The organism is Streptomyces sp. NPDC111656, from assembly GCF_055656965.1.
On sequence record NZ_JBVKCA010000005.1, the window covers coordinates 314,658 to 337,940 of the forward strand.

Genomic DNA, 23,283 nt, shown 5'->3' on the forward strand with positions numbered 1-23,283 from the left:
GTGTCCTCCGGTGGGCGCGCGGCAGGGAGTACCAGCCTCTACGGGGATGGGCCTGCGCGCCCTGAAAGGTCAACGATCCGACCCGAATGGGGGTACTGGTGGACGGAGGAAATGTGAGTGGGGGGTGAAGCTGCTAGACACCACGCCGGAACCGGAGCCACCTTTCCTCGCCCCCAGACCCCCGCATCGCCCTGAACGGCCTCGTCCTCAAACGCCGGACGGGCTGAAAACGAGGGCGAGCCGGGGCTTTTAGGGGCGCGGGGAACTGCGCGCCAAGCCCCCACCGGCCCGCAGCCAAACGAATCGGGCGGGCGGGGGGACGCGGGGCGAAGCCCGCGTCCCAGGGGCGCGGGGAACTGCGCGAGCAACCCCCACCGGCCCGCAGCCGGGCCACTGCGGACAGGCGGGGGATCGGGGCGAAGCCCCGCCTCAGGGCCCCCGCCCACCCGCGGACAGGGTGTGGTTATGCGGTTCGTACGTTCAAGGCTCGTGTCAGGTCGTCGAGTTGGTCGACGAGTTTGCGGCGGAGGGCGGGGATGGGGTCGGCGTCACGAAGGCACGCTTCGCCGAGGGCGAGGGTTTCGGGGGTGACGGCGTGGACGGGGAACGCGTAGCGCCCGGCGGCCCCGGCGATGGCGGGGCCGCGACGCGCGGAGAGGGCGACGGCGTCGGCCCAGTAGCGCTCGACGTACTCCCGGACGAGGTGGGTCTGTTCGGGCTGCCAGAAGCCCTGGGCGGTGGCGATGAAGAGGTAGTTGGAGAGGCGGTCGGAGGTGAACATCTCCTCCCAGGCGCGGCGCTTGGCCTCGGGGTCGGGCAGCGCGGCGCGGCAGCGTGCGGCGCCTTCCTGGCCGGTGGCGCTGGGGTCCTGGACGAGTTCGGCCTCGATGACGGCGTCGTCGATGGCGCCGAGGACGGCGAGCCGGCCGAGGACGCGCCAGCGCAGTTCGGGGTCGAGTTCGGGTCCGCCGGGGACGGTGCCTTCGGAGAACCAGGCGCTGATGGTGTCGGGGTGGGCTGCGACGTCGATGTAGTGGCGCACGGCGGTGAGGCGCAGGCCGGGGTGGGAGCCGTCCTCGGTGCGGCGGATGAGGTCGCGGCAGAGGTCGGTGAGCGTGGCGAGGGCGGTGGGGCGGTCCTCGGCGGGGAGGTAGCGGTCGGCGACCTGGGCGGCGGCGAACGACAGGACGCCCTGGACGAGGGCGAGGTCGCTCTCGTGCGGAAGGTGGGCGCGGGCGGCGTCGATGTAGGCCATGGCGGGCAGTTCGCCGTCGCGGACGGCGTCGCGCAGGGCGTTCCAGACGACCGCGCGGGTGAGGGGTTCGGGCAGTCCGGCGAGGGCGGTGCGCACGGTCTGGAAGGACTCGGGGTCGAAGCGGACCTTGGCGTAGGAGAGGTCGCCGTCGTTGAGGAGGAGCAGGGCGGGGCGCTTGCCGATCACGGTCGGCTCGCTCCCCGGGACGTCGGCTTCGAGGCGGTCGCGCAGGGTGAGGCGGCCTTCGTCGCCGAGGTCGTTGTCGTAGAGGCCCACGGCGATGCGGTGCGGGCGGCTGCCGTGGTGCTCGACGGTGAGGGTGTGGGTGCCGTCGGGTCCGGCGGTGAGGGTGGGGGTGAGGGTGTCGACGCCGGTGGTGCGCAGCCAGGAGTCGGCCCAGGCGTGGACGTCGCGTTCGGTGGCGGAGGCGAGGTTGTCGATGAAGTCGGCGAGGGTGGCGTTGGCGAACTTGTGGCGGGCGAAGTGGGTGTTGATGCCGGCCAGGAAGTCCTTCTCGCCGAGCCAGGTGACGAGTTGACGCAGGGCGGAGGCGCCCTTGGCGTAGGAGATGCCGTCGAAGTTGAGCATGGCGGACGCGGTGTCGGGGACGGCGTCCGGGTCGGGGGCGACGGGGTGGGTGGAGGGGCGCTGGTCGGCGTCGTAGCCCCAGGGTTTGCGGGTGACGCCGAAGTCGGTCCAGGTGTCGGTGAAGCGGGTGGCTTCGGTGACGGTCTGGTAGCCCATGTACTCGGCGAAGGACTCGTTCAGCCAGATGTCGTCCCACCAGCGCAGGGTGACGAGGTCGCCGAACCACATGTGGGCCATTTCGTGGGCGATGACCATGGCGCGGTTCTGGCGTTCGGTGTCGGTGACGGCGGAGCGGTAGACGAACTCCTCGCGGAAGGTGACGAGGCCGGGGTTCTCCATGGCTCCGGCGTTGAACTCGGGGACGAACGCCTGGTCGTAGGAGTCGAAGGGGTAGGGCTCGTCGAACTTCTCGTGGTAGCGCTCGAAGCAGGCGCGGGTGATGTCGAGGATCTCGTCGGCGTCGGCGTCGAGGTGGGGGGCGAGCGAGCGGCGGCAGTGGATGCCGAAGGGCAGGCCGCGGTGTTCGGTGCGCACGGAGTGCCAGGGGCCGGCGGCGACGGCGACGAGGTAGGTGGAGATCAGCGGGGTGGGGGCGACCTGCCAGCGGCCCTCTCCCAGGTGTTCGGTGACGCCGTTGGCGAGGACGGTCCAGCCTTCGGGGGCGGTCACGGAGAGCTCGAAGACGGCCTTCAGGTCGGGCTGGTCGAAGGCGGCGAAGACGCGCTGGACGTCTTCCATGAACAGCTGGGTGTAGAGGTAGGTCTCGCCGTCGGTGGGGTCGGTGAAGCGGTGCATGCCCTCGCCGGTGCGGGAGTAGCGCATCGTCGCGTCGACGCGCAGTTCGTGCTCGCCCGCGGTGAGGCCCTTGAGGGGCAGTCGGTTCTCGTCGAGGGTCTCGGGGTCGAGGGGCTGTCCGTCGAGGGTGACGGAGCGCAGTTCGGCGGGCTTCAGCTCGACGAAGGTGTCCGCGTCGGCGCGGGCGGTGAACCGGATGACGGTCAGGGAGTCGAAGGTCTCGTCCCCGTGGGTCACGTCGAGTGCGATCCCGTAGTGGTGGACGTCGAGGAGCTGGGCACGGGTCTGCGCTTCGTCGCGCGTCAGTACGGACATGGGGGACATGCTGCCTGATGGCTCGGACAGGACACAGGGCCTGCCCGGTATGCGGCGTTTGTTTGGCGCGGTCACGGCGTGATCGGCGTGCTCAGGCGGTGCGGTCCTGCTCCCGTACGTCCCGTACATCCCGTGCGCCGGTGTGGCCGTCGCGTTGCAGGGGGACGCGGGTGTCGGGGTGGCTGCGGCCCGGGGCGGGCGGTGAGGCGCGTTCCTCGGTCCGGGCGCGTAACTCGCGCACCTCAGCCTCCAGGGCCCGGCGGCGCTGGTGGGTGTCGTACAGGTAGCGGACCTTGGTGCGCAGGGTCCAGGGGTCGACGGGTTTCATGACGAGGTCGGCGACGCCGAGGGCGAACGCGGTGGCGGACAGTTCGGTGTCCGGTCCGAAGCCGGTGAGCAGGATGACCGGGATGTGCTGGGTCTGTTCCACGCGGCGCATGTAGCGCACGACGTCGAGGCCGCTGACGCCGGGCATGCGCACGTCGAGGAGGAGCAGTCCGACCTGGCCGCGCAGCACTTCCTTGAGGGCGTCGTCGCCGCTGGTCGCGCGGGTCACGAGGTGGCCCAGCGGGGCGAGGGCGCTTTCGAGCGCGTACAGCGTGTCCTCGTGGTCGTCGACGATGAGGATCTTGGCATCCGACGGCATGGCCCGACGTCCCCTCGATCGGCCACATGCCGGGCCGGTACGGGCGGGGGCGGGTGCCACGGGTGGCGGTTGCCCTGGGGCCCGTACGGACGGTCGGCCGGCATGTGCCATTGGCCTGACACCTGACAGGCAGTGCTCACGCAGGATGCACGCTGGGGGCGCCCGGTGTCACTCCCCCGTGGCCGCCGCGCCCCGCCCGGCGCCGTCCGCGATGCTCTCGTGGTGGCGGATGACCTCGGCGATGATGAAATTCAGCAACTTTTCCGCGAAGGCCGGATCCAGCTTGGCGCTCTCGGCCAGGCGGCGCAGCCGGGCGATCTGGTGGGCCTCGCGGGACGGGTCGGCGGGCGGCAGCTGGTGGGCGGCCTTGAGGTGGCCGACCTGTTGGGTGCATTTGAAGCGTTCGGCGAGCATGTGGACGACGGCGGCGTCGATGTTGTCGATGCTGTCGCGCAGCCGGGCGAGTTCCGCGCGCACGGCGGGGTCGACCTCGCCGCCCGCCCCGTCGTTCGTGTTGCTGGTGTTGCTGGTGGTCATGAGGAGCAACTTTACGTGGCGTGCGGGGGCTCGATCATGGGCGGATCGTCGGGGTCGGGTATGCGGTCGCTCCGGCCGCCGGGGAGGGTGCGGCCCTGCTGTTCGCGGAAGCGGACGGGGGCCATGCCGACACGGCGGGTGAACAGGCGGGAGAAGTAGGCGGGGTCGTCGTAGCCGACGCGTCGGGCGACCGCGGCGACGGGCAGTTCGGTGGCGGCGAGGAGTTCCTTGGCGCGGCCCAGGCGGATGCCGAGGAGGTAGTCCTTGGGGCTGCGGCCGGCTCCGCGGCGGACGGCGGCGCGCAGTTCGGCGGGGGTCATGCCGTGCCGCGCCGCGTGCTCGGCGACGGACAGTGGCTGGAACGCGTCACGGGCGAGGGCATGCAGGACGGGGTCGCCGTCCGGGGCGAGGTCGGCGCGGGCGCGGCGCAGGACGACGAGGAGTTCGTGGACGGCGGCGCCGGTCTCGACTTCGAGGAGGGGGTTGCCGCGGCGGGCGGCGCGGGCGATGCGGCCGACGGTGGCACGGGCGCCGGTGGCGTCGGAGAGCGGCACGACGGGGCGGTCGGGTTCGATGTAGCCGAGTTCGGTGTACGTGGCGGTGGCGGGCCCGGTGAAGTCGACGAAGCACTCGTCCCAGCTGGGGTCGGGCCCGTAGTGGTGGTGTACGCCGGGGGTGAGCCAGAGCAGGGCGGGCGCGGTGACGGTGTGGTGGTGTCCGTCGGGGCCCCGGAACCAGCCGCCGCCCGCGCTGACGACGACGGCCACGTGGTGGTCGAGGATGCGGGGCCCGACGGTGGGCAGTTCGCCGTGCTGCAGGCCTACGCCGAGGCAGGCGAGGCCGAGCCGGTGGTGGACGGGGGCGGGGGAGAAATAGCGCATCCAGGTGTGGTGCATCCGCGCGCCTCCCCTCCTCCGCGCCCGTGCCGCCGACGTCACTTCCTTCGCGCCCTCGCCGCCGGCGTCACTCTTTGGTCCAACCAGAGCTGATCTTTGTCCATGGACGCGGCCGCCGCCAGAGGTGAGGGTGGGCGCATGAGCGAGTTCACGGTGGGGGACACGGATTTTCTGCTGGACGGGCGCCCGGTGCGGCTGCTGTCCGGCGCGTTGCACTACTTCCGGGTGCACGAGGAGCAGTGGGGGCATCGGCTGGGGATGCTGCGGGCGATGGGGCTCAACTGTGTGGAGACGTACGTCCCGTGGAATCTGCACGAGCCGCGCCCGGGCGAGTACCGCGACGTCCAGGCGCTGGGCCGGTTCCTGGACGCCGTGCGGGAGGCGGGCCTGTGGGCGATCGTGCGCCCCGGCCCGTACATCTGCGCGGAGTGGGAGAACGGGGGGCTGCCGCACTGGCTGACGGGGAGGCCGCGGACCAGGGACGAGGAGTACATGGGGCACGTGGAGCACTGGTTCCACCAGGTGCTGCACGAGATCGTGCCGCGGCAGATCGACCGCGGCGGGCCGGTGCTGATGGTGCAGGTCGAGAACGAGTACGGAAGTTACGGCTCCGACCAGGTGTATCTGCGGCGCCTGGCGGACGTGCTGCGCGCCAAGGGTGTGAGCGTTCCGCTGGTCACCTCGGACGGTCCCGAGGACCACATGCTCACCGGCGGTTCGATTCCCGGTGTCCTCGCGACCGTCAACTTCGGCTCCCGCGCACGCGAGGCCTTCGAGGTGCTGCGCCGGCACCGACCCGAGGGGCCGCTGATGTGCATGGAGTTCTGGTGCGGCTGGTTCGACCACTGGGGCGGCGAGCATGTCGTACGGGATGCGGGGGACGCGGCACAGGCGCTGCGCGAGATCCTGGAGTGCGGGGCTTCGGTCAACCTGTACATGGCGCACGGGGGTACCAACTTCGCGGGGTGGGCGGGGGCGAACCGGGGCGGGGGCGCGTTGCACGAGGGTCCCTTGGAGCCCGACGTCACCTCCTACGACTACGACGCGCCCATCGACGAACTCGGGCGTCCCACCGAGAAGTTCTGGCGCTTCAGGGAGGTCCTGGGCGCGTACGCGGACGGGCCGCTGCCGGAGCTGCCGCCCGTGCCCGCGCCGCTCGGTGCGGGCGCGGCCGTGGACCTTCGGGAGTGGGCCGCCCTGGACGCCGTACTGGAGACACTGGGTGGCCGGGACGCCGAGTACCCCGTCCCGCCCACCTTCGAGGAACTGGACGTCGACCGGGGCCTGGTGAAGTACGAGGTGACCGTCCCCGGTCCGCGGGGGCCGTACCCCCTCCTGCTGCGCGGGCTGCGGGACCTGGCGGTGGTGTACGTGGATGGTGTGGCGGCCGGTGTGCTCACCGAGGACGATCCGGGGGTCAAGGAGCCTGTCGCGGGGCACGCGCGCGTGGAGGCGTGGGTGGAGTCGCTGGGGAGGGTCAACTACGGTCCGCGTTCGGGTGAGCCGAAGGGCATCACCGGGGGGATGTTGCACGAGCGGCAGTATCTGCACGGGGTGCGGGCGCGGGGGCTGCGTCTTGACGCGTTCGACGCCGGGGGCGTGGGGCGGGTGCCGTTCGGGGGGTTGCCCGCGGAGGGCGGGCGCGGGCTGTACCGGGGCGCCGTGGAGGTGCGTGGCGTCGGGGACGCCTTCCTGGAACTTCCGGGCTGGACGCGGGGGTTCGTGTGGGTCAACGGGTTCTGTCTCGGGCGGTACTGGGCGGTGGGGCCGCAGCGGTCGTTGTACGTTCCCGGGCCGGTGCTGCGTGAGGGTGCCAACGAGGTGTGGGTCCTGGAGCTCCAGGAGACGTCGCCCACCGCGCCGGTCCTGAGGCGCCCTGACGCGGCTGCGTCCTTGCCGGGCCGATGAGCCTCGACCGTCATCCCTGGGGGCTGCCGCCCCCAGACCCCCGCATCGGCCTGAACGGCCTCGTCCTCAAACGCCGGACGGGCTGAATGATGCGGGCCGGGGCGAGTGGGATACGGCCTTCGGCCACGGCCACGGCCACGAACGCCGGACAGGCCGAAAGAAACAAACCAGGGCGGGTGGAGTACGGCCTTCGGCCACGGCCTCGGGCGCTGGACGGGCTGAATGGCGCGGGCTAGGTGGGTGGGGCAGGGCCCGCGCCCCTCGAACCCCGGACGACCGAGGCTTTTAGGGGCGCGGGGAACTGCGCGATCAGCCCCCACCGGCCGACAGCCGAAGAACCCCCGGCGGGCGGGGGATCCGGGGCGCAGCCCCGGCCCCAGGGGCGCGGGGAACGGCGCGACCAGCCTCCCCCCGGCCGACAGCCGAAGAACTTCCGGCGGCCGGGGGATACGGGGCGCAGCCCCACCCAAGGGGCGCGGGGAACTGCGCGATCAGCCCCCACCCACCCGCACCCGAACGACTACAACCGGACGGGGAATCGGGGCGCAGCCCCGTCCGAGGGGCGCGGGGAACGGTTCGATCAGGCGCCGCCCACCCGCACCCGAGGAACTCACCCGGCATCGAAGGGGCGCAGCCCTACAGGGTGGACGCCGCTCTGGCTATGTCGGCGGCGAAGGTCGAGACCTCGGAGTACACCCCGGGATACCCCGGCTCCGCACAGCCCTGCCCCCAACTGACGATCCCGACCTGGACGAACGCCCCCGAGTCGTCCTTGCGGAACATCGGTCCACCGGAGTCACCCTGGCACGTGTCGACCCCACCCTGCTGCACGAACCCGGCACAGATCTCGTCACCGGGCACGAGATCGCTGCCGTACGCCTGCTGACAGGTGGCGTCGCTGACGAAGGGGACGGTGGCCTTGAGGAGGTAGCGCTGCTGGGCGCCGCCCTCGCGCGCGGCGCCCCACCCGGCGATGGTGAAGTTGCCGTTGTTGTACGCGGTGGTGGTGGCGATCTTCAGCGTGGGCTGGTTGACGGGCGAGGCGAGCTTGATCAGCGCCCAGTCCTTGCCCTTGCCGTTGTAGCCGGGCGCCTGGAGCACCTTGGTCGACTTGACCTTGATCGCGCTGCTGCTCTGCAAGTCGACGACGCCGGCGGTGGCGGTGATGGAGGTGTTGTTGCCGGAGCCGCTCACACAGTGCGCGGCGGTGAGGACGATCTGCTGGGTGTAGAGCGCACCGCCGCAGCCCATGGAGAGCCGGACCATGAACGGGAACTCTCCCTGCGCCGCGCGGGTGCCGCCGACGACGGGCGTGGGCGCGGCCTGCGCGGAGACGGGCTGGAGCGAGACGGTGGCGAGGGTGACGGCGCCGAGGGCGAGGACTCTCTTGACGCCCGTGAACTTCTTCGAAGACTTCAACGTGCTTCCTCTCGTGGGGGGTTGGAAGCCCGACGGGGTCACACCGAGGCCGCACGACACGACAGTCGCCGCACACGCCGAGTGACATGCACCCGCCAAGCCTTTGCGAATTATTTAGACACCGGAGCGCTCCGACAAGGACCCCATTTCGGCCAGCCGCGCCCCGCCACCCACCGCGGCGGCGCTTAGAGTGGAATGCAGGAGGCCCGGCGTCTTCAGGGGGTACGGACGTGGCGAACGGCGGACCCGTCGAGCACGGCTTCCCGCATCTGGACACGGTGCGGGCATCGATCACCGCGCTCTACAAGCGGCTCTCGTACGACACCATCCACACCTTCGCGACCAGCGTGGTCCCCGCCGACGTGGCCTTCGGCGACATCGACGACCTGCATCTGGGCGCGCAGCGCGTGGCCCGCGAGATGGTGCACCACTACCACCTCCCGGACGCCCGGCTGATCATCGGCTTCCGCGAGATGACCCAGGCGGCCAACGTCGAACTCACGGCGGGCCCCGAGTACTTCGTCGAACTGAACGACCGCTTCCGCTCCCACCGCCGGGACATCGGCGCGGCCCTCGCCCACGAGGTGATGCACGTCTATCTGCACCGCCTCGACCTCTACTTCCCCGGCACGCGCGACAACGAGATCCTCACGGACACCGCGGCGACCTACCTCGGCGCGGGCTGGCTGCTTCTCGACGCCTACCGGGAGGACGCCGACTCCTCACAGAAACTCGGCTACCTCACCCCGGAGGAGTTCGGCTACGTCCTCGCCAAACGCGCCCTGGTCTTCGACGAGGACCCCTCGATCTGGTTCACCAGTCCGCAGGCGTACACGGCGTACACCCAGGGCATGGCGCAGGCCCGCCGTGACGAGCAGCAGCCCCCGCTGACCGCGGCCGGCTGGGCGGGCCGCCGCCGCTACGCGAAGGACCGGCGGCACGCCCAGGACCAGCACACACCGGGCCCGCACCCGGGTGTCCCCTACGTGTTCAGCCCCGACAGCCGCGGGCCCCTGCGCGTCTCCTTCCCCTGCCCGACCTGTCACCAGCGGATCCGCGTGCCGGTCCGGGGCCGGGTACGGGCGCGCTGCACGCTGTGCAGGACGGTGCTGGAGTGCGACACGTAGGACATGCGACGCACGTGGGTGTGCGTGGGGGGAGGTGAGACACAACACCCCCAAAGACTTTGCCTCTCGCGTCCTTCGCGAGCGAGGGTCGAAGGATGAGCACGAACGACCCCGCGGCACACCTCTTCACGGCTGTGCACGAGGGTGACGAGGACGCGGTGGTACGGCTGCTGCGCTCCGGTGTGAGCCCGGACGCGGTGGACGAGGACGGTCAGACGGCGCTGTATCTCGCGGCGGTGAGCGACCGGCCCGGCGTCGTACGACTGCTGCTGGTGGCCGGCGCCGCGCCCGACCGGCTCAGCCAGGGCACGGACGCGCCGCTGTGCGGCGCGGCGTGCGGTGGGCACACGGAGGTCGTACGCGCCCTGCTGGCGGCCGGGGCCGCGCCGGACACGGTGGAGGAGTTCGGGTTCACGGCGCTGACGTGGGCGGTGCGGCTGGGGCGGGTCGCGGTGGTGAGGGAGCTCCTCGTGGCGGGCGCGGACCCCGACCGCCCGGGCCCGACCGGTGAGCCCCCGCTCGTCGCGGCCGCCCGCCGTGGCTCGCCCGGCTGTGTACGCGCCCTCCTGCGGCACGGAGCGCGGGCGCGGTCGGCGGCGCTCGCCGAGGCCCACCGCCGGCTCACCGTCGATGTGGAGGCCGAGGTGCGCGCGGGCCTGGAAGAGACCTGGGGCCCGGGCCACCCCTCCGTCACCCACCGCTACCCGCAGGACGGCGGCGTCACCGTGGAGGTCCAACTCCTCGACCCGGCCGGGAATCCCGTCGCGAGCAACGACCAGCAGACGGGCCACGCCGCGATAGCGACCCTCCTCGAATCCGCCCTCGGCATCACCGCGCCCGCCGCCGAACTGGCCGCCCGCGCCCTGCGTCCCGCCGACCCCGACAACGACGACTGGACCGAGGCGGCGACGGCGCTGGGCCTGCGCGGCGACGAGGAGACGTTCCGGGCGGCGGTCGAGTGGTGCGCCGCCCCCGCCCCCCTCCGCCAGGCCTTCGGCGCGGACGTACTGGGCCGCCTGGGCAACCCCCACGGCCTGCCGATCCTGCGCGTCCTCACCGGCGCGACCGACCCCGTGATCCGCGACCGGGCGGCGAGCGCGCTGGCGCGGCTGGACTCCCCCGGCCCGTCCGGTCCTTGAACCACGCGCCCTCAGGGATAGGTCCTCAGGGATCGTCCTCACGGGTGGAGGCCCCCTACCCCGCCCCGTACACCGCCCCCGGAACCTCCGCCTCCGCCAGGAGCTTCAGGGCCGTGTCGCCGGCCTCGGACGGGGTCCGGCGGGCGCCCTTGTCCGCGGTGGGGCCCGGCCGCCAGCCCTCCATGACGGTGATGCGGCCGCCCTCGGTCTCGAAGACGCGGCCGGTGACTCCGGTGCTCGCGCTCGCGCCGAGCCAGACGACGAGGGGGGAGACGTTCTCGGGGGCCATCGCGTCGAAGGAGTCGGCGTCGGGGGCCGCCATGGTGTCCGCGAAGGTGCGTTCGGTCATCCGGGTGCGGGCCGCGGGGGCGATCGCGTTGACCTGGACGCCGTAGCGGCCCAGTTCGGCCGCGGCGACCAGGGTCAGGCCGATGATCCCGGCCTTGGCGGCGCTGTAGTTGCCCTGCCCGACCGAACCCAACAGACCCGCCCCGCTGCTGGTGTTGACGACCCTGGCCCGGGGCGTGCGGCCGCTCTTCGCCTCCGCCCGCCAGTGCGCCGCCGCGTGCTTCAGCGGCAGGAAGTGGCCCTTGAGATGGACGCGCAGCACGGCGTCCCAGTCGTCCTCGTCGAGATTGACGAGCATTCGGTCGCGCAGGAACCCCGCGTTGTTGACGAGGGTGTCCAGGCGTCCGTAGGTCTCCAGCGCGGTGCGTACGAGGGAGGCGGCCCCGTCGGTGGTGGCGATGTCGCCGCCGTGGGCCATCGCCTGTCCGCCCGCCGCCCGGATCTCCGCCACGACCCGCGCGGCCGGGCTGTCCGGGCCGGGCGTGCCGTCGAGGCCCACTCCGAGGTCGTTCACGACGACCCGCGCGCCCTCGGCGGCGTACGCGAGCGCGTGCGCGCGGCCGAGTCCGCGCCCGGCGCCCGTGACGATCACGACCCGCCCCTCGCACAGCAGCGGTCCACTCATCTCAGTCCTCCTTGCCCGACGTGTCGAATGTGCCGGACGTGCCGGACGTGCCGGACGTGCCGGACGTGCCGGACGTGCCGGACGTGCCGGACGTGCCGGTCTTGTTGGCGGTCGCCGCGTCCAGGAAGGCGGGCCGCTCGCCGCCGCCGTGGACGAGCAGCGAGGCCCCGCTGATGTACCTCGCCGCGTCCGAGGCGAGGAAGACCGCGGCCCCGCCGATGTCGGACGGGTCGGCGAGGCGGCCCAGCGGGACGGTGCTTGAGACGGCCGCGATGCCGTCCTCGCCGCCGTAGTGCAGATGGGAGAGCTCGGTGCGGACCATGCCGACGACGAGGGTGTTGACCCGGACGTCGGGAGCCCACTCGACGGCCATCGAACGGGCCAGGTTCGCAAGGCCCGCCTTGGCCGCCCCGTACGCCGCCGACCCGGGCGAGGGCCGCGCCCCGCTCACGCTGCCGATCATCACGATCGATCCCCGGGCCCGCCTGAGGTGTTCGTACGCGGCGAGCGAGGCGGTCAGCGGCACGACGAGGTTCAACTCGATCACGCGGGCGTGGCGCCCGGCGTCCGCCTCCGTCAGTGGCCGGTAGGGCGCGCCGCCCGCGTTGTTCACCAGCACGTCGAGCCGGGGCAGCGCGGCGAAGAAGGCGTGCACGGCGGCCGGGTCGCGGAGGTCCACGGACACGAACTCCGTGCCCTCCAGCGGTACGTCGGGGGGCCTGCGGGCACAGACCAGCACGTCCGCGCCCGCCTCGACGAACGCCCGGGCGATCCCGGCCCCCACCCCACGGGTGCCGCCCGTGACGACGACGGTCCTGCCCCCGAGATCCAGGTTGTCCACAGGGCCTCCCGCCCGGATGCATTCACTGCTAGCTTCGAGAGTGCGCCTAACAAACGTTTGGTGGAATGGTCCTGAGGTGGAAAGGTAGCTGATGCGTCCATGGGTGTCTCCACCTCGTCCCCGGAAAAGGGGATTTCCGTCGTCACGGTCGACTTCCCGCCGGTGAACGCGCTGCCGGTGCGCGGTTGGTTCGACCTGGCCGGCGCCCTGCGCGCGGCGGGCCGCGACCCCGGCGTCCGGTGCGTCGTGCTGACGGCCGAGGGGCGCGGTTTCAACGCGGGCGTGGACATCAAGGAGATGCAGCGCGAGACCAGGGACAGCGGGGGCCATCGCGCGCTGATAGGGGCGAACCGCGGCTGTTTCGAGGCCTTCGCCGCGGTCTACGAGTGCGAGGTCCCCGTCGTCGCTGCGGTGCACGGCTTCTGTCTGGGCGGCGGGATCGGGCTGGTGGGGAACGCGGACGCGATCGTGGCGAGCGAGGACGCCACGTTCGGCCTGCCCGAGCTGGACCGCGGCGCCCTCGGCGCGGCCACGCATCTGGCCCGCCTGGTCCCGGGCCACCTGGTGCGCGCGCTGTACTACACCTCGCGCACGGCGACCGCCGCCGAGCTGCACGCTCACGGCTCGGTGTGGCGGGTCGTGCCGCGCGGGGAACTCCTGGGCGCGGCGCTGGAGCTGGCGCGCGAGATAGCCGCCAAGGACGGCGAGCTGATCCGGCTCGCGAAGGCCGCGCTCAACGGCATCGACCCCGTGGACGTGCGCCGCAGCTACCGATTCGAGCAGGGCTTCACCTTCGAGGCGAACCTCGGCGGGGTCGCCGACCGTGTCCGCGACACCTTCGGAAAGGAGGGGGTCGACAGGTGAGCGACAAGACGATGACCACCGACGAGGTGGTCTCCCGGCTCCACAGCGGGATGACTCTCGGCATCGGCGGCTGGGGCTCGCGCCGCAAGCCGATGGCCCTGGTCAGAGCACTGCTCCGCACCAAGCTCACCGATCTCACGGTGGTGTCGTACGGCGGCCCGGACGTCGGCCTGCTCGCCGCCGCGGGCCGGATCCGCAGGCTCGTCACCGCCTTCACCACCCTCGACTCGATCCCGCTCGAACCGCACTACCGGGCGGCGCGCGAGCGCGGGGCCTTCGAGCTGATGGAGGTCGACGAGGCGATGTTCATGTGGGGCCTGCACGCCGCCGCGAACCGCCTGCCCTTCCTCCCCGTCCGGGCCGGGCTCGGCTCGGACGTGATGCGGGTCAACCCCACGCTGCGCACGGTCACTTCGCCGTACGCCGATGCCTCCTCGGGGGTACGGGAGGAGCTCGTCGCCATGCCCGCCCTGCGCCTGGACGCGGCCCTGGTCCACATGAACCGCGCCGACCGCCTGGGCAACGGTCAGTATCTGGGCCCGGACCCGTACTTCGACGACCTGTTCTGCGAGGCCGCCGACGCCGCGTACGTCTCGTGCGAGCGCGTGGTCGACACGGCGGAGCTCACCAAGGAGGCCGCCCCGCAGACCCTGCTGCTCAAGCGGTCGAGCGTGACGGGCGTCGTCGAGACTCCGAACGGCGCGCACTTCACCTCCTGCGCCCCCGACCACGGACGCGACGAGCCCTTCCAGAAGCTGTACGCCACCACGCCGTACGCCGAGTTCGCCGCGCGCTTCCTGGCCGGCGACGAACAGGCCTACCAGTCCGCCGTACGGGCCTGGCACAAGGAGCAGCGATGAGTCCCGCGGCCACCCCCGCCCCCGGTGCCCCCGCAGCCGTGGTCACCCGCGCCGAGTACTGCGTGATCGCCTGCGCCGAGGCCTGGCGGGACAACGGCGAGGTGCTCGCCAGCCCCATGGGCCCCATTCCCTCCATCGGCGCCCGTCTCGCCAAGCGCACCTTCTCCCCCGATCTGCTGCTGACCGACGGCGAGGCGATGCTCGTCGGCCTCGACGGCACCCCGGAGGGCTGGCTGCCGTACCGGCAGCACCTGACCATGGTCACCGGCGGACGAAGGCACGTGATGATGGGCGCGAGTCAGCTCGACCGCTTCGGCAACCAGAACATCTCCTGCATCGGTGACTGGTCCAGGCCCACGCGCCAGCTGCTCGGCGTGCGCGGCGCGCCGGTCAACACCCTGAACAACCCGACCAGTTACTGGGTCCCCAGGCACTCGCCGCGCGTCTTCGTCGAGCGGGTCGACATGGTGTGCGGGGTGGGGTACGACCGTGCCGCCGCCGCGGGCCCGAGCGCCACCCGTTTTCATCGCATCCCGCGCGTGGTGAGCGACCTCGGTGTCTTCGACTTCGCCACGCCCGACCACTCGATGCGGCTCGCCTCACTGCACCCGGGCGTCACCGTGGAACAGGTGCGGGAGGCGACGGGCTTCGGGCTGTCGGTCCCCGACGAGGTGCCCCGCACCCGCGAACCGAGTCCCGAGGAGCTGAGACTGATCCGCGAGGTCATCGATCCGGGCGGCGCCCGGGATCGAGAGGTCAGGAGCTGATGGAGACCGCGCTCACCCGCCTCGTCGGTGTCCGTCACCCCGTCGTGCAGACCGGTATGGGCTGGGTCGCGGGCCCCCGCCTGGTGTCGGCGGCGGCGAACGCGGGGGCGCTGGGCATCCTGGCCTCCGCGACGATGACCCTCGACCATCTGAGAGAGGCCATACGCGAGGTCAGGTCCCGTACGGACGCGCCGTTCGGGGTGAATCTGCGCGCCGACGCCGGGGACGCGGGCGAGCGGGTACGGATCATCGTCGACGAAGGGGTGAGGGTCGCGTCGTTCGCCCTCGCGCCGTCCCGCGAGCTGATCGCCGAGCTGAAGGAGGCGGGCGTGGTCGTCGTCCCCTCCGTCGGGGCGCGCCGGCACGCCGAGAAGGTGGCCGCCTGGGGCGCGGACGCGGTGATCGTGCAGGGCGGCGAGGGCGGCGGCCACACCGGCGAGGTCGCGACGACGGTGCTGCTGCCGCAGGTGGTGGACGCGGTGGACATCCCGGTGGTCGCGGCGGGCGGTTTCCACGACGGGCGGGGGCTGGTCGCGGCGCTGGCGTACGGGGCGGCGGGCATCGCCATGGGCACCCGTTTCCTGCTCACCTCGGACTCGACCGTTCCGGCCGCGGTGAAGGCGAAGTACCTGGCGGCGACGGTCAGGGACGTCACGGTCACGACGGCCGTGGACGGCCTCCCCCATCGCATGCTGCGTACGGACTTCGTCGACTCCTTGGAGAGGTCCGGCCGTGCGAGGGCCCTCGCGCAGGCCGTCCGCCGGGCCGCGGGCTTCCGGCGGATCTCCGGGCTGTCCTGGTCGCGGATGATCCGCGACGGTCTCGCCATGAAGCACGGCAAGGAGCTGACCTGGAGCCAGGTACTGCTCGCCGCGAACACACCGATGCTCCTGAAGTCGTCGATGGTGGACGGGCGCACGGACCTGGGGGTGATGGCCTCGGGACAGGTCGCGGGGGTGATCGAGGACCTGCCGTCGTGCGAGGAGCTGGTCGACCGGGTGATGGCGGAAGCCCGGGAAACCCTCGACGCCCTTGCGGTCATGGGTGCTTCAATGCCCCGGTGACTCAGACCATAAGAGAGCCGTGGGGCCTCAGTGTGTTCGGTGCGGGAAGCGTGCGGGCGGAACCTCAGCTGGTGCGGGTGAAGTTGGCGGTCGACGTGCTGGAGCCGTCGCCCGACAAGGCGTTCCAGGAGGCGGGCTCGGCGGTGTCCCGGCTGCGCGAGACGCTGCGCGGACACGGGATACCGGACGCGTCGGTCTCCGGATCCAAGCTGTCGCTCCAATCCGAGTACGACGGCTACGGAACCGGCCGGAAGTTCCTCGGTTACCGCTGCCAGGCCTCGTACGTCATCGAGATCGAGACGATCGACGACCTGCAGCGGCTCATCGTCGACGCGGTCGACGCGGGCGCCAACCGGGTCGACGACGTCGTCTTCGACGTACGCGACAAGCCCGCGCTGCGCGACGAGGCCCGGCGCCGGGCCGTGGACGCGGCCCGGCGGAAGGCGGAGGTGTACGCGGAGGCGGCGGGCGTCCCGCTGGGTACGGTGCTGCACATCCAGGACGTGGACGCCGAGTCGTGGGAGATGCGCAGTCACCGGGGACACGGCGGTGGCGGCGGAAGCTCGGAAGGCGACCTGGCCCCCGGCATGGTCGAGGTCCACGCGGGCGTACTGCTGGGCTTCTCGCTCGGCCGCTGACGCCCGCCCCGGGCCTCAGAGCCTTTCGATGATCGTCACGTTCGCCTGGCCGCCGCCCTCGCACATCGGCACCATCCCCAACGGCCCCCTCGCACTGCTCGGCCCCGAGGGGCCTCACAGGCTTCGGCGGCCTGCGCCGGACTCCGTCCGCCGGAGTCGGGCGGTCCCCTGTGTGTCAGAGCCTTTCGACGATCGTCACGTTCGCCTGCCCGCCGCCCTCGCACATCGTCTGGAGGCCGAACCGGCCGCCGGTGCGCTCCAGTTCGTGCAGGAGCGTCGTCATCAGCTTCACGCCCGTCGCCCCCAACGGATGCCCCAGAGCGATGGCGCCGCCGTTGACGTTGACCTTCTCCGGGTCGGCGCCGGTCTCCTTGAGCCAGGCGAGGACGACCGGGGCGAAGGCTTCGTTGATCTCGACGAGGTCGATGGCGTCGAGGGACATGCCGGTCTTCTTCAGGGCGTACGCGGTGGCCGGGATGGGCGCGGACAGCATGCGGATGGGGTCCTCGCCGCGCACGGAGAGGTGGTGGACGCGGGCGCGCGGGGTCAGCCCGTGCTCCCGTACCGCCCGCTCGGAGGCGAGCAGCATCGCGGCGGCGCCGTCGGAGACCTGGGAGGAGCAGGCGGCGGTGATGGTGCCGCCCTCGACGACCGGCTTGAGGCCCGCCATCTTCTCCAGTGAGGTGTCCCGGCGCGGGCCCTCGTCGGCGGTGACCTCGCCGTAGGCCACGGTCTCGCGGGCGAAGCGGCCCTCGTCGATGGCGCGGATCGCCCGCCGGTGCGAGCGGAGGGCGAACTCCTCCTGGTCGCTGCGGCTGATGCCCCACTTGGCGGCGATCATCTCGGCGCCGGCGAACTGGTTGACGGGCAGGTCGCCGTAGCGCGCCCGCCAGCCCTCGCTGCCCGCGAAGGGGCCTTCGGTGAGGCCGAGGGGGTCGGCGGCCTGGCGGGAGGCGAAGGCGATGGGGATCTGGCTCATGTTCTGCACTCCGCCCGCGACCACCAGGTCCTGGGTGCCGGACAGGACGCCCTGGGCGGCGAAGTGCACGGCCTGCTGGGAGGAACCGCACTGCCGGTCGACGGTGACGCCTGGCACCTCCTCGGGGAGCCCGGCCGCCAGCCAGCAGGTGCGGGCGATGTCCCCGGCCTGCGGCCCCACGGTGTCCAGACAGCCGAAGACGACGTCCTCGACGGCGGCCGGGTCCACTCCGGAGCGCTCGACCAGCGCCTTGAGGACATGCGCGCCGAGGTCGGCCGGGTGGACACCGCTCAGGCCTCCCCCGCGCCGCCCGACGGGCGTACGGACCGCTTCGACGATGTAGGCCTCGGCCATGACAACTCCCTCGCAGACATGGGGTATCGCAGACATGGGCTATGCGCGTACGGAGATGCCGTCCAGCACCATCGACAGGTACTGCCGGGCGATCTCCTCGGGGCTGTGCTGTCCGCCGGGCCGGTACCAGGACGCGGCGACCCACACGGTGTCGCGCACGAAGCGGTAGGTGAGCCGGATGTCGAGGTCGGCCCGGAAGACCTCGGCGGCCACGCCGCGCTCCAGCGTGCTCAGCCACGCCTTCTCGAAGTTGCGCTGCGACTCGGCGAGGAAGGCGAAGCGCTGCTGGGCGGCGAGGTGCCGGGACTCCTTCTGGTAGATGGCGACGGCGGCACGGTGCCGGTCGATCTCCCGGAACGACTCCGTGACCAGGGCCTCCAGGGTCTGGCGCGGGCCGAGTTCGGCGTCCAGGACGGCGTCGTAGCCCTCCCAGAGCTCGTCGAGGAAGGTCCGCAGGATCTCCTCCAGCATCGATTCCTTGGAGTCGAAGTGGTAGTAGAGGCTGCCCGCGAGCATTCCGGCCTCGTCCGCGATCTTGCGTACGGTGGTGGCGTTGTAGCCCTGCTCGGCGAAGACCTCCGCGGCGGTGTCGAGGAGTTCGCGGCGCCGCTCGGGGGTGGCGGTCACCTGGGGCTTCTTCTTGGTAGGCACGGTTCCATTGTGGTCCCAGGGGTGCCGGCCGACGGCGCCCTACGCATGTTGGCTGCTGACGGAGACGACTTCGCCGGTCAGGTACGAGGAGTAGCCGGACGCCAGGAACACCATCACGTTGGCCACCTCCCAGGGCTGCGCGTAGCGGCCGAAGGCCTCGCGGCCCGTCAGTTCCTCCAGCAGCTCGGGCGTGGTCACCTTCACCAGGTGCGGGTGCATGGCGAGACTCGGTGACACCGCGTTGACACGCACCCCGTACTCGGCGGCCTCGACGGCCGCGCACCGGGTGAGCGCCATGACGCCCGCCTTGGCGGCGGCGTAGTGCGCCTGACCGGCCTGGGCGCGCCAGCCGACGACGGAGGCGTTGTTGACGACGACTCCGCCGCCGCCCTGGTCCCTGAAACGGCGCAGGGCGGCCCGGGTGCACCGGAACGTGCCGTTCAGTGTCACGTCCAGCACCCTCGACCACTGCTCGTCGGTCATGTCGACGAGGGCACAAGTGCCGCCGAGGCCCGCGTTGTTGACGACGATGTCCAGGCCGTCGTGGAGCTCTCCCACCAGCGCGAAGAGGGCTTCCACCTGCTGCTCGTCCGTCACGTCGCACGGCAGCGAGGCGACGCTCGCCGCGCCGAACTCCGCGGCGAGGGCCTCTTCGCTCTCCTTGAGGCGGCGCACATGGGCGTCACTGATGACCACCCGCGCCCCCTCCTCCAGGAACCTGCGCGCCGTCGCCCCGCCGATGCCCGCGCCCGCGGCGGCGGTGATGACGGCGGTGCGCCCGGTCAGCAGCCCGTGCCCGCTGACGTACGCCGGACTCTCGACGTCGCTCATACCTCCACGCTAACCTACCAAACACTTGTTAGGGAAGGTGCTGCCGATGGATCTGACCCTCTCCCCCACCGACGAGGCCTTCCGCGCCGAGGCCCGGACCTGGCTCGCCGCCCATGTGCCACGGACGCCCCTCCCGTCCCTGGAGACCGAGGAGGGCTTCGCGGCGCACCGGGTGTGGGAGGCCGAACTCGCCGCGGACCGCTGGTCGGTGGTGTCGTGGCCGGAGGTGTACGGCGGCCGGGGCGCGGACATCGTGCGCTGGCTGGTGTTCGAGGAGGAGTACCACGCGGCGGGCGCGCCGGGCCGGGTCGGCCAGAACGGCATCAACCTCCTGGCGCCCACCCTCTTCGATCACGGCACGGAGCGACAGCGCGCCCGGATCCTGCCCTCCATGGCCGGCGGGGAGGTCGTCTGGGCGCAGGCGTGGTCCGAGCCGGAGGCGGGTTCCGACCTGGCCTCGCTCACCTCGCGCGCGGTGCGTACGGTCGGGGGCTGGCTGCTGAGCGGGCAGAAGACCTGGTCGTCGCGGGCCGCCTTCGCCGACCGCGCGTTCGGCCTCTTCCGCAGTGAGCCGGGCACACCAAGGCCTCATCAGGGCCTGACCTATCTGATGTTCGACCTGCGCGCGCCCGGGGTCACCGTGCGCCCCATCGGCCGCCTGGACGGCAGACCGGCCTTCGCCGAGGTCTTCCTCGACGAGGTCTTCGTCCCGGACGAGGACGTGATCGGCGAGCCGGGCGGGGGCTGGCGGGTCGCCATGTCGACGGCGGGCAACGAGCGAGGACTGACGCTGCGTTCACCGGGCCGCTTCCTCGCCGCCGCGGACCGGCTGGTGGACCTGTGGCGCAGCCGCGCCGACCCCTCGGACACGGCGCTGCGCGACCGGGTGGCCGACGCGGTGATCGGCGCCCGCGCCTACCAGCTCTTCGCCTACGCGGGCGCCTCCCGCTTCCTCGACGGCGGGACGATCGGACCCGAGGCCAGCCTGAACAAGGTCTTCTGGTCCGAGTACGACATCGCGCTGCACGAGACGGCCCTCGACCTCCTCGGCCCGGACGGCGAGTCGGCGGACACGGACTGGTCCGAGGGGTACGTCTTCTCGCTCGCCGGTCCGATCTACGCCGGCACCAACGAGATCCAGCGCGACATCATCGCCGAGCGCCTGCTCGGCCTCCCGAAGGGCCGCCGCTGATGCGCTTCCTCCTCGACCCGCAGCAGCGGGCGTTCGCCGACTCGCTGGACGCGATGCTGACGGCCGCGGACACCCCGTCGGTCGTACGGGACTGGAGCCGCGGCGACCACGGCGGCGGCCGCGCGCTGTGGTCCCGTATCGCCAAGGTGGGCGTGTTCGCGCTCGCGGTGCCGGAGGCGTACGAGGGGATGGGCCCGCATCCGGTGGAACTGGCCGTGGGTTTCGTCGAGTTGGGACGGCACGCGGTGCCCGGTCCGCTGGTGGAGACGGTCGCGGCGGCCGCGCTGCTGGCCGAGCTGACGGACCCCGTGCCCGCCGGGCGGCTGCTCCCGTCGCTGGCCTCGGGCGAGGCGTCGGCGACGCTGGCCCTCGACGGGGCGTACGCGCTGGACGGCGACGCGGCGACCACGCGCCTCGCCCTGGCGGCCGACGGACTGCGTCTGGCCCCCGGCCACGGCCCGGTGCGCGCCTCCCTGGACCCCGCCCGCCGCCTCACACCCCTCGCACCGGGCGGTGAACTGCTCGCCGCCGCCCCTCCCGTCGGTCATGCCCTCGTCTGGGCCCGGCTCGCCACCGCCGCCCAGGCGCTCGGCATCGGGCTCGCGCTCCTCGACCGGACCGTCGCGTACGTCGGGCAGCGCACCCAGTTCGGCGTCCCCGTCGGCTCGTTCCAGGCGGTGAAGCATCGCCTCGCCGACGCGAAGATCGCTCTGGAGTTCGCGCGCCCGCTGGTGTTCGGCGCGGCCCTGACGATGGCGCCCGCCGACGTGGCCGCGGCCAAGGTCACGGCCTGCGAGGCCGCGTACGCCACCGCGCGCACGGCGCTCCAGTTGCACGGCGCGATCGGCTACACCGCGGAGTACGACCTGTCCCTGTGGCTGGCCAAGGCCCGTGCCCTGCGTACCGCGTGGGGCACCCCGACCGAGTGCCGGGCCGAGGTGCTCAGTGGTGGTGCTCGCCGCTGGTGAGCTCCCGGTACTCCTCCGGCGTCGGCTTCGGGATCTGGGTGTCGGGCCCGTACAAGGCGCGGGCGAGCCGGGCGCGCAGCCTGCGGCCGGGGCCGACCCGGCGGGCGACGCCGCCCGCGTCCACGAGCGGTCCCACCTCGTACGGCGGGGGCTGCTCGTGCTGGGTGAGTGTGAACCGCTGTGCCGGTGTGAGCGGTTCGTGCACCTCGACGTACTCGCCGTGCGGAAGCATCCGGATGACCCCGGACTCCCTTCCGTGCAGCACCTTGTCGCGGTCCCGTCGCTGCAGGCCCATGCAGATCCGGCGCGTGACGACGAAGGCGAGGGCCGGGGCCAGGAAGAAGGAGACCCGTACGAACCAGGTGATGGCGTTGATGGAGAGGTGGAAGTGGGTGGCCCACAGGTCATTGCCCCCGCCGACCAGGAGCACTCCGTACAGCGTCAGCCAGGCGACACCGAGCCCGGTGCGGGTGGGGACGTTGCGCGGCCGGTCCAGGATGTGGTGTTCCCGTCTGTCCCCGGTGATCCACGCCTCGATGAACGGGTAGACGGCGATGGCGGTCATGATCAGCGGGAACAGGGAGAAGGGGATGAACACACCCAGTTGGAGGGTGTGGCCCCAGGCGTTGATCTCCCATCCCGGCATCACCCGGATGAGCCCCTCGGAGAAGCCGAGGTACCAGTCGGGCTGCGCGCCGGTCGTCACCAGGTCCGGCCGGTAGGGGCCGAAGGCCCAGACGGGGTTGATGGTCGCGATCGCCCCCATCAGCGACAGCACCCCGAAGACGAGGAAGAAGAACCCGCCCGCCTTGGCCATGTACACCGGCATGAACGGCATCCCGACGACGGACTTCTGGTCGCGTCCGGGCCCCGGGTACTGCGTGTGCTTGTGGTAGAAGACCAGGATCAGATGGGCGACCACCAGGCCCAGCATGATGCCCGGCAGCAGGAGGACGTGGATCGGGAAGAAGCGCGGAATGATGTCGTGGCCCGGGAACTCGCCTCCGAAGAGGAAGAAGGAGAGGTACGTTCCCACGATCGGGACCGACAGGATCGCGCCCTGGGCGAAGCGGACGCCGGTACCGGAGAGCAGGTCGTCGGGGAGCGAGTAGCCGGTCAGGCCGGTGATCAGGCCGAGCATCAGCAGGGTCCAGCCGAACAGCCAGTTGACCTCGCGGGGCTTGCGGAACGCGCCGGTGAAGAAGACGCGCATCATGTGCACGAGCATGCCGGCGAGGAAGACGATCGCCGCCCAGTGGTGGATCTGTCGGACCAGGAGTCCGCCGCGCACCTCGAAGCTGATGTGGAGGGTGGACTCGTAGGCGCGGGTCATGAGGATGCCGTTGAGTGGTTCGTACGGGCCGTGGTAGACGACCTCGGAGGCGCTCGGCTCGAAGAAGAGCGTGAGGTAGACGCCGGTCAGGATCAGGATCAGGAAGCTGTAGAGGCAGACCTCGCCGAGCATGAAGGACCAGTGGTCCGGGAAGACCTTGCGCAGGTTGGCCTTGGCCAGCGCGTAGAGGCCGAGCCGTCCGTCGGCCCAGTCCGCGAGGCGCTCACCCCCCGGCGTCTCGCTCCTTCGCCCCGTACGTGAAGTCCCTTGCCCCCGACCGGAGTTGATCTCTCCCGCGTCCATGGGCCACCCCCTCGGCCCACCAGAGTGGCACGACACCTCC

General features: G+C 72.0%; 21 protein-coding genes. 10 read left to right on the plus strand and 11 right to left on the minus strand.

Annotated elements, in window-relative coordinates:
- Positions 1-463 precede the first annotated feature (463 nt).
- The 4 genes from pepN to ACZ7M3_RS17680 form a co-directional block, all read right to left on the minus strand.
- The gene (pepN, locus tag ACZ7M3_RS17665) at positions 464-2,962 is read right to left on the minus strand and encodes an aminopeptidase N (protein ID WP_472064253.1); all 2,499 of its coding nucleotides are present in this window, start codon (positions 2,960-2,962) and stop codon (positions 464-466) included.
- A gap of 82 nt (positions 2,963-3,044) precedes the next feature.
- Positions 3,045-3,599 (minus strand): response regulator, encoded by a 555-nt coding sequence (locus tag ACZ7M3_RS17670; RefSeq protein ID WP_472064255.1) that lies wholly within the window; start codon positions 3,597-3,599, stop codon positions 3,045-3,047.
- 168 nt (positions 3,600-3,767) lie between these two features.
- On the minus strand, positions 3,768-4,136 hold the full coding sequence (locus ACZ7M3_RS17675; protein ID WP_095858152.1) for a chorismate mutase: 369 nt from the start codon (positions 4,134-4,136) through the stop codon (positions 3,768-3,770).
- An 11-nt stretch (positions 4,137-4,147) separates the two neighbouring features.
- Complete coding sequence (locus tag ACZ7M3_RS17680) at positions 4,148-5,032, minus strand: helix-turn-helix transcriptional regulator (RefSeq protein ID WP_472064257.1); 885 nt, start codon at positions 5,030-5,032, stop codon at positions 4,148-4,150.
- Between the two features lie 138 nt (positions 5,033-5,170).
- On the opposite strand from ACZ7M3_RS17680, the gene ACZ7M3_RS17685 reads away from it, so the two are divergent.
- Positions 5,171-6,940, plus strand: coding sequence for a glycoside hydrolase family 35 protein (locus ACZ7M3_RS17685; protein ID WP_472064259.1), 1,770 nt, complete (start codon positions 5,171-5,173; stop codon positions 6,938-6,940).
- Positions 6,941-7,576: 636 nt separating this feature from the next.
- Here ACZ7M3_RS17685 and ACZ7M3_RS17690 read toward each other — a convergent pair.
- Positions 7,577-8,359, minus strand: a complete 783-nt coding sequence (locus ACZ7M3_RS17690; protein WP_472064261.1) for a S1 family peptidase — start codon at positions 8,357-8,359, stop codon at positions 7,577-7,579.
- Between the two features lie 230 nt (positions 8,360-8,589).
- Between ACZ7M3_RS17690 and ACZ7M3_RS17695 the strand changes: the two genes are divergently transcribed.
- Both ACZ7M3_RS17695 and ACZ7M3_RS17700 read left to right on the plus strand, forming a co-directional pair.
- On the plus strand, positions 8,590-9,486 hold the full coding sequence (locus ACZ7M3_RS17695; RefSeq protein ID WP_472064263.1) for a hypothetical protein: 897 nt from the start codon (positions 8,590-8,592) through the stop codon (positions 9,484-9,486).
- Between the two features lie 95 nt (positions 9,487-9,581).
- Entirely contained in the window at positions 9,582-10,625 is a 1,044-nt protein-coding gene (locus ACZ7M3_RS17700; RefSeq protein ID WP_472064265.1) for an ankyrin repeat domain-containing protein, read from the plus strand.
- A 55-nt stretch (positions 10,626-10,680) separates the two neighbouring features.
- Here ACZ7M3_RS17700 and ACZ7M3_RS17705 read toward each other — a convergent pair whose 3' ends face one another.
- Both ACZ7M3_RS17705 and ACZ7M3_RS17710 read right to left on the minus strand, forming a co-directional pair.
- Entirely contained in the window at positions 10,681-11,598 is a 918-nt protein-coding gene (locus tag ACZ7M3_RS17705; protein ID WP_472064267.1) for an SDR family oxidoreductase, read from the minus strand.
- 1 nt (position 11,599) lies between these two features.
- Complete coding sequence (locus ACZ7M3_RS17710) at positions 11,600-12,430, minus strand: SDR family oxidoreductase (protein WP_472064576.1); 831 nt, start codon at positions 12,428-12,430, stop codon at positions 11,600-11,602.
- Positions 12,431-12,538: 108 nt separating this feature from the next.
- Here ACZ7M3_RS17710 and ACZ7M3_RS17715 point away from each other — a divergent pair, with 108 nt between their 5' ends.
- From ACZ7M3_RS17715 to ACZ7M3_RS17735, 5 genes are read left to right on the plus strand one after another with little or no spacing between them, the layout of a single operon-like run.
- Complete coding sequence (locus ACZ7M3_RS17715; protein ID WP_168490542.1) at positions 12,539-13,303, plus strand: enoyl-CoA hydratase family protein; 765 nt, start codon at positions 12,539-12,541, stop codon at positions 13,301-13,303.
- Positions 13,300-14,163 (plus strand): CoA transferase subunit A, encoded by an 864-nt coding sequence (locus tag ACZ7M3_RS17720; RefSeq protein WP_472064269.1) that lies wholly within the window; start codon positions 13,300-13,302, stop codon positions 14,161-14,163. Before ACZ7M3_RS17715 ends, ACZ7M3_RS17720 begins: the two co-directional genes overlap by 4 nt.
- The gene (locus tag ACZ7M3_RS17725; RefSeq protein WP_472064271.1) at positions 14,160-14,930 is read left to right on the plus strand and encodes a CoA-transferase subunit beta; all 771 of its coding nucleotides are present in this window, start codon (positions 14,160-14,162) and stop codon (positions 14,928-14,930) included. Before ACZ7M3_RS17720 ends, ACZ7M3_RS17725 begins: the two co-directional genes overlap by 4 nt.
- Positions 14,930-15,994, plus strand: a complete 1,065-nt coding sequence (locus ACZ7M3_RS17730) for an NAD(P)H-dependent flavin oxidoreductase (RefSeq protein ID WP_472064273.1) — start codon at positions 14,930-14,932, stop codon at positions 15,992-15,994. Before ACZ7M3_RS17725 ends, ACZ7M3_RS17730 begins: the two co-directional genes overlap by 1 nt.
- Positions 15,991-16,632 (plus strand): SIMPL domain-containing protein, encoded by a 642-nt coding sequence (locus ACZ7M3_RS17735; RefSeq protein ID WP_095855212.1) that lies wholly within the window; start codon positions 15,991-15,993, stop codon positions 16,630-16,632. The genes ACZ7M3_RS17730 and ACZ7M3_RS17735 overlap by 4 nt, the downstream gene beginning before the upstream one ends.
- A 175-nt stretch (positions 16,633-16,807) precedes the next feature.
- Here the strand turns inward: ACZ7M3_RS17735 and ACZ7M3_RS17740 are convergent, their stop codons facing one another.
- From ACZ7M3_RS17740 to ACZ7M3_RS17750, 3 genes are read right to left on the minus strand one after another with little or no spacing between them, the layout of a single operon-like run.
- The gene (locus tag ACZ7M3_RS17740) at positions 16,808-17,965 is read right to left on the minus strand and encodes an acetyl-CoA C-acetyltransferase (RefSeq protein ID WP_472064275.1); all 1,158 of its coding nucleotides are present in this window, start codon (positions 17,963-17,965) and stop codon (positions 16,808-16,810) included.
- A gap of 39 nt (positions 17,966-18,004) precedes the next feature.
- Positions 18,005-18,616 carry a TetR/AcrR family transcriptional regulator gene (locus tag ACZ7M3_RS17745; protein WP_261686201.1) on the minus strand — a complete coding sequence of 204 codons (612 nt, stop codon included), beginning with the start codon at positions 18,614-18,616 and terminating at the stop codon, positions 18,005-18,007.
- Between the two features lie 39 nt (positions 18,617-18,655).
- Entirely contained in the window at positions 18,656-19,447 is a 792-nt protein-coding gene (locus ACZ7M3_RS17750; RefSeq protein ID WP_472064277.1) for an SDR family oxidoreductase, read from the minus strand.
- Between the two features lie 46 nt (positions 19,448-19,493).
- On the opposite strand from ACZ7M3_RS17750, the gene ACZ7M3_RS17755 reads away from it, so the two are divergent.
- Entirely contained in the window at positions 19,494-20,639 is a 1,146-nt protein-coding gene (locus ACZ7M3_RS17755) for an acyl-CoA dehydrogenase family protein (RefSeq protein WP_472064279.1), read from the plus strand.
- Positions 20,639-21,607, plus strand: a complete 969-nt coding sequence (locus tag ACZ7M3_RS17760) for an acyl-CoA dehydrogenase family protein (protein WP_472064281.1) — start codon at positions 20,639-20,641, stop codon at positions 21,605-21,607. Before ACZ7M3_RS17755 ends, ACZ7M3_RS17760 begins: the two co-directional genes overlap by 1 nt.
- On the opposite strand, the gene qcrB is transcribed toward ACZ7M3_RS17760, so the two are convergent.
- Positions 21,582-23,243: a cytochrome bc1 complex cytochrome b subunit gene (qcrB, locus tag ACZ7M3_RS17765; protein ID WP_472064282.1), complete on the minus strand. Its 1,662-nt coding sequence runs from the start codon at positions 23,241-23,243 to the stop codon at positions 21,582-21,584. The genes ACZ7M3_RS17760 and qcrB overlap by 26 nt on opposite strands.
- Positions 23,244-23,283 lie beyond the last annotated feature (40 nt).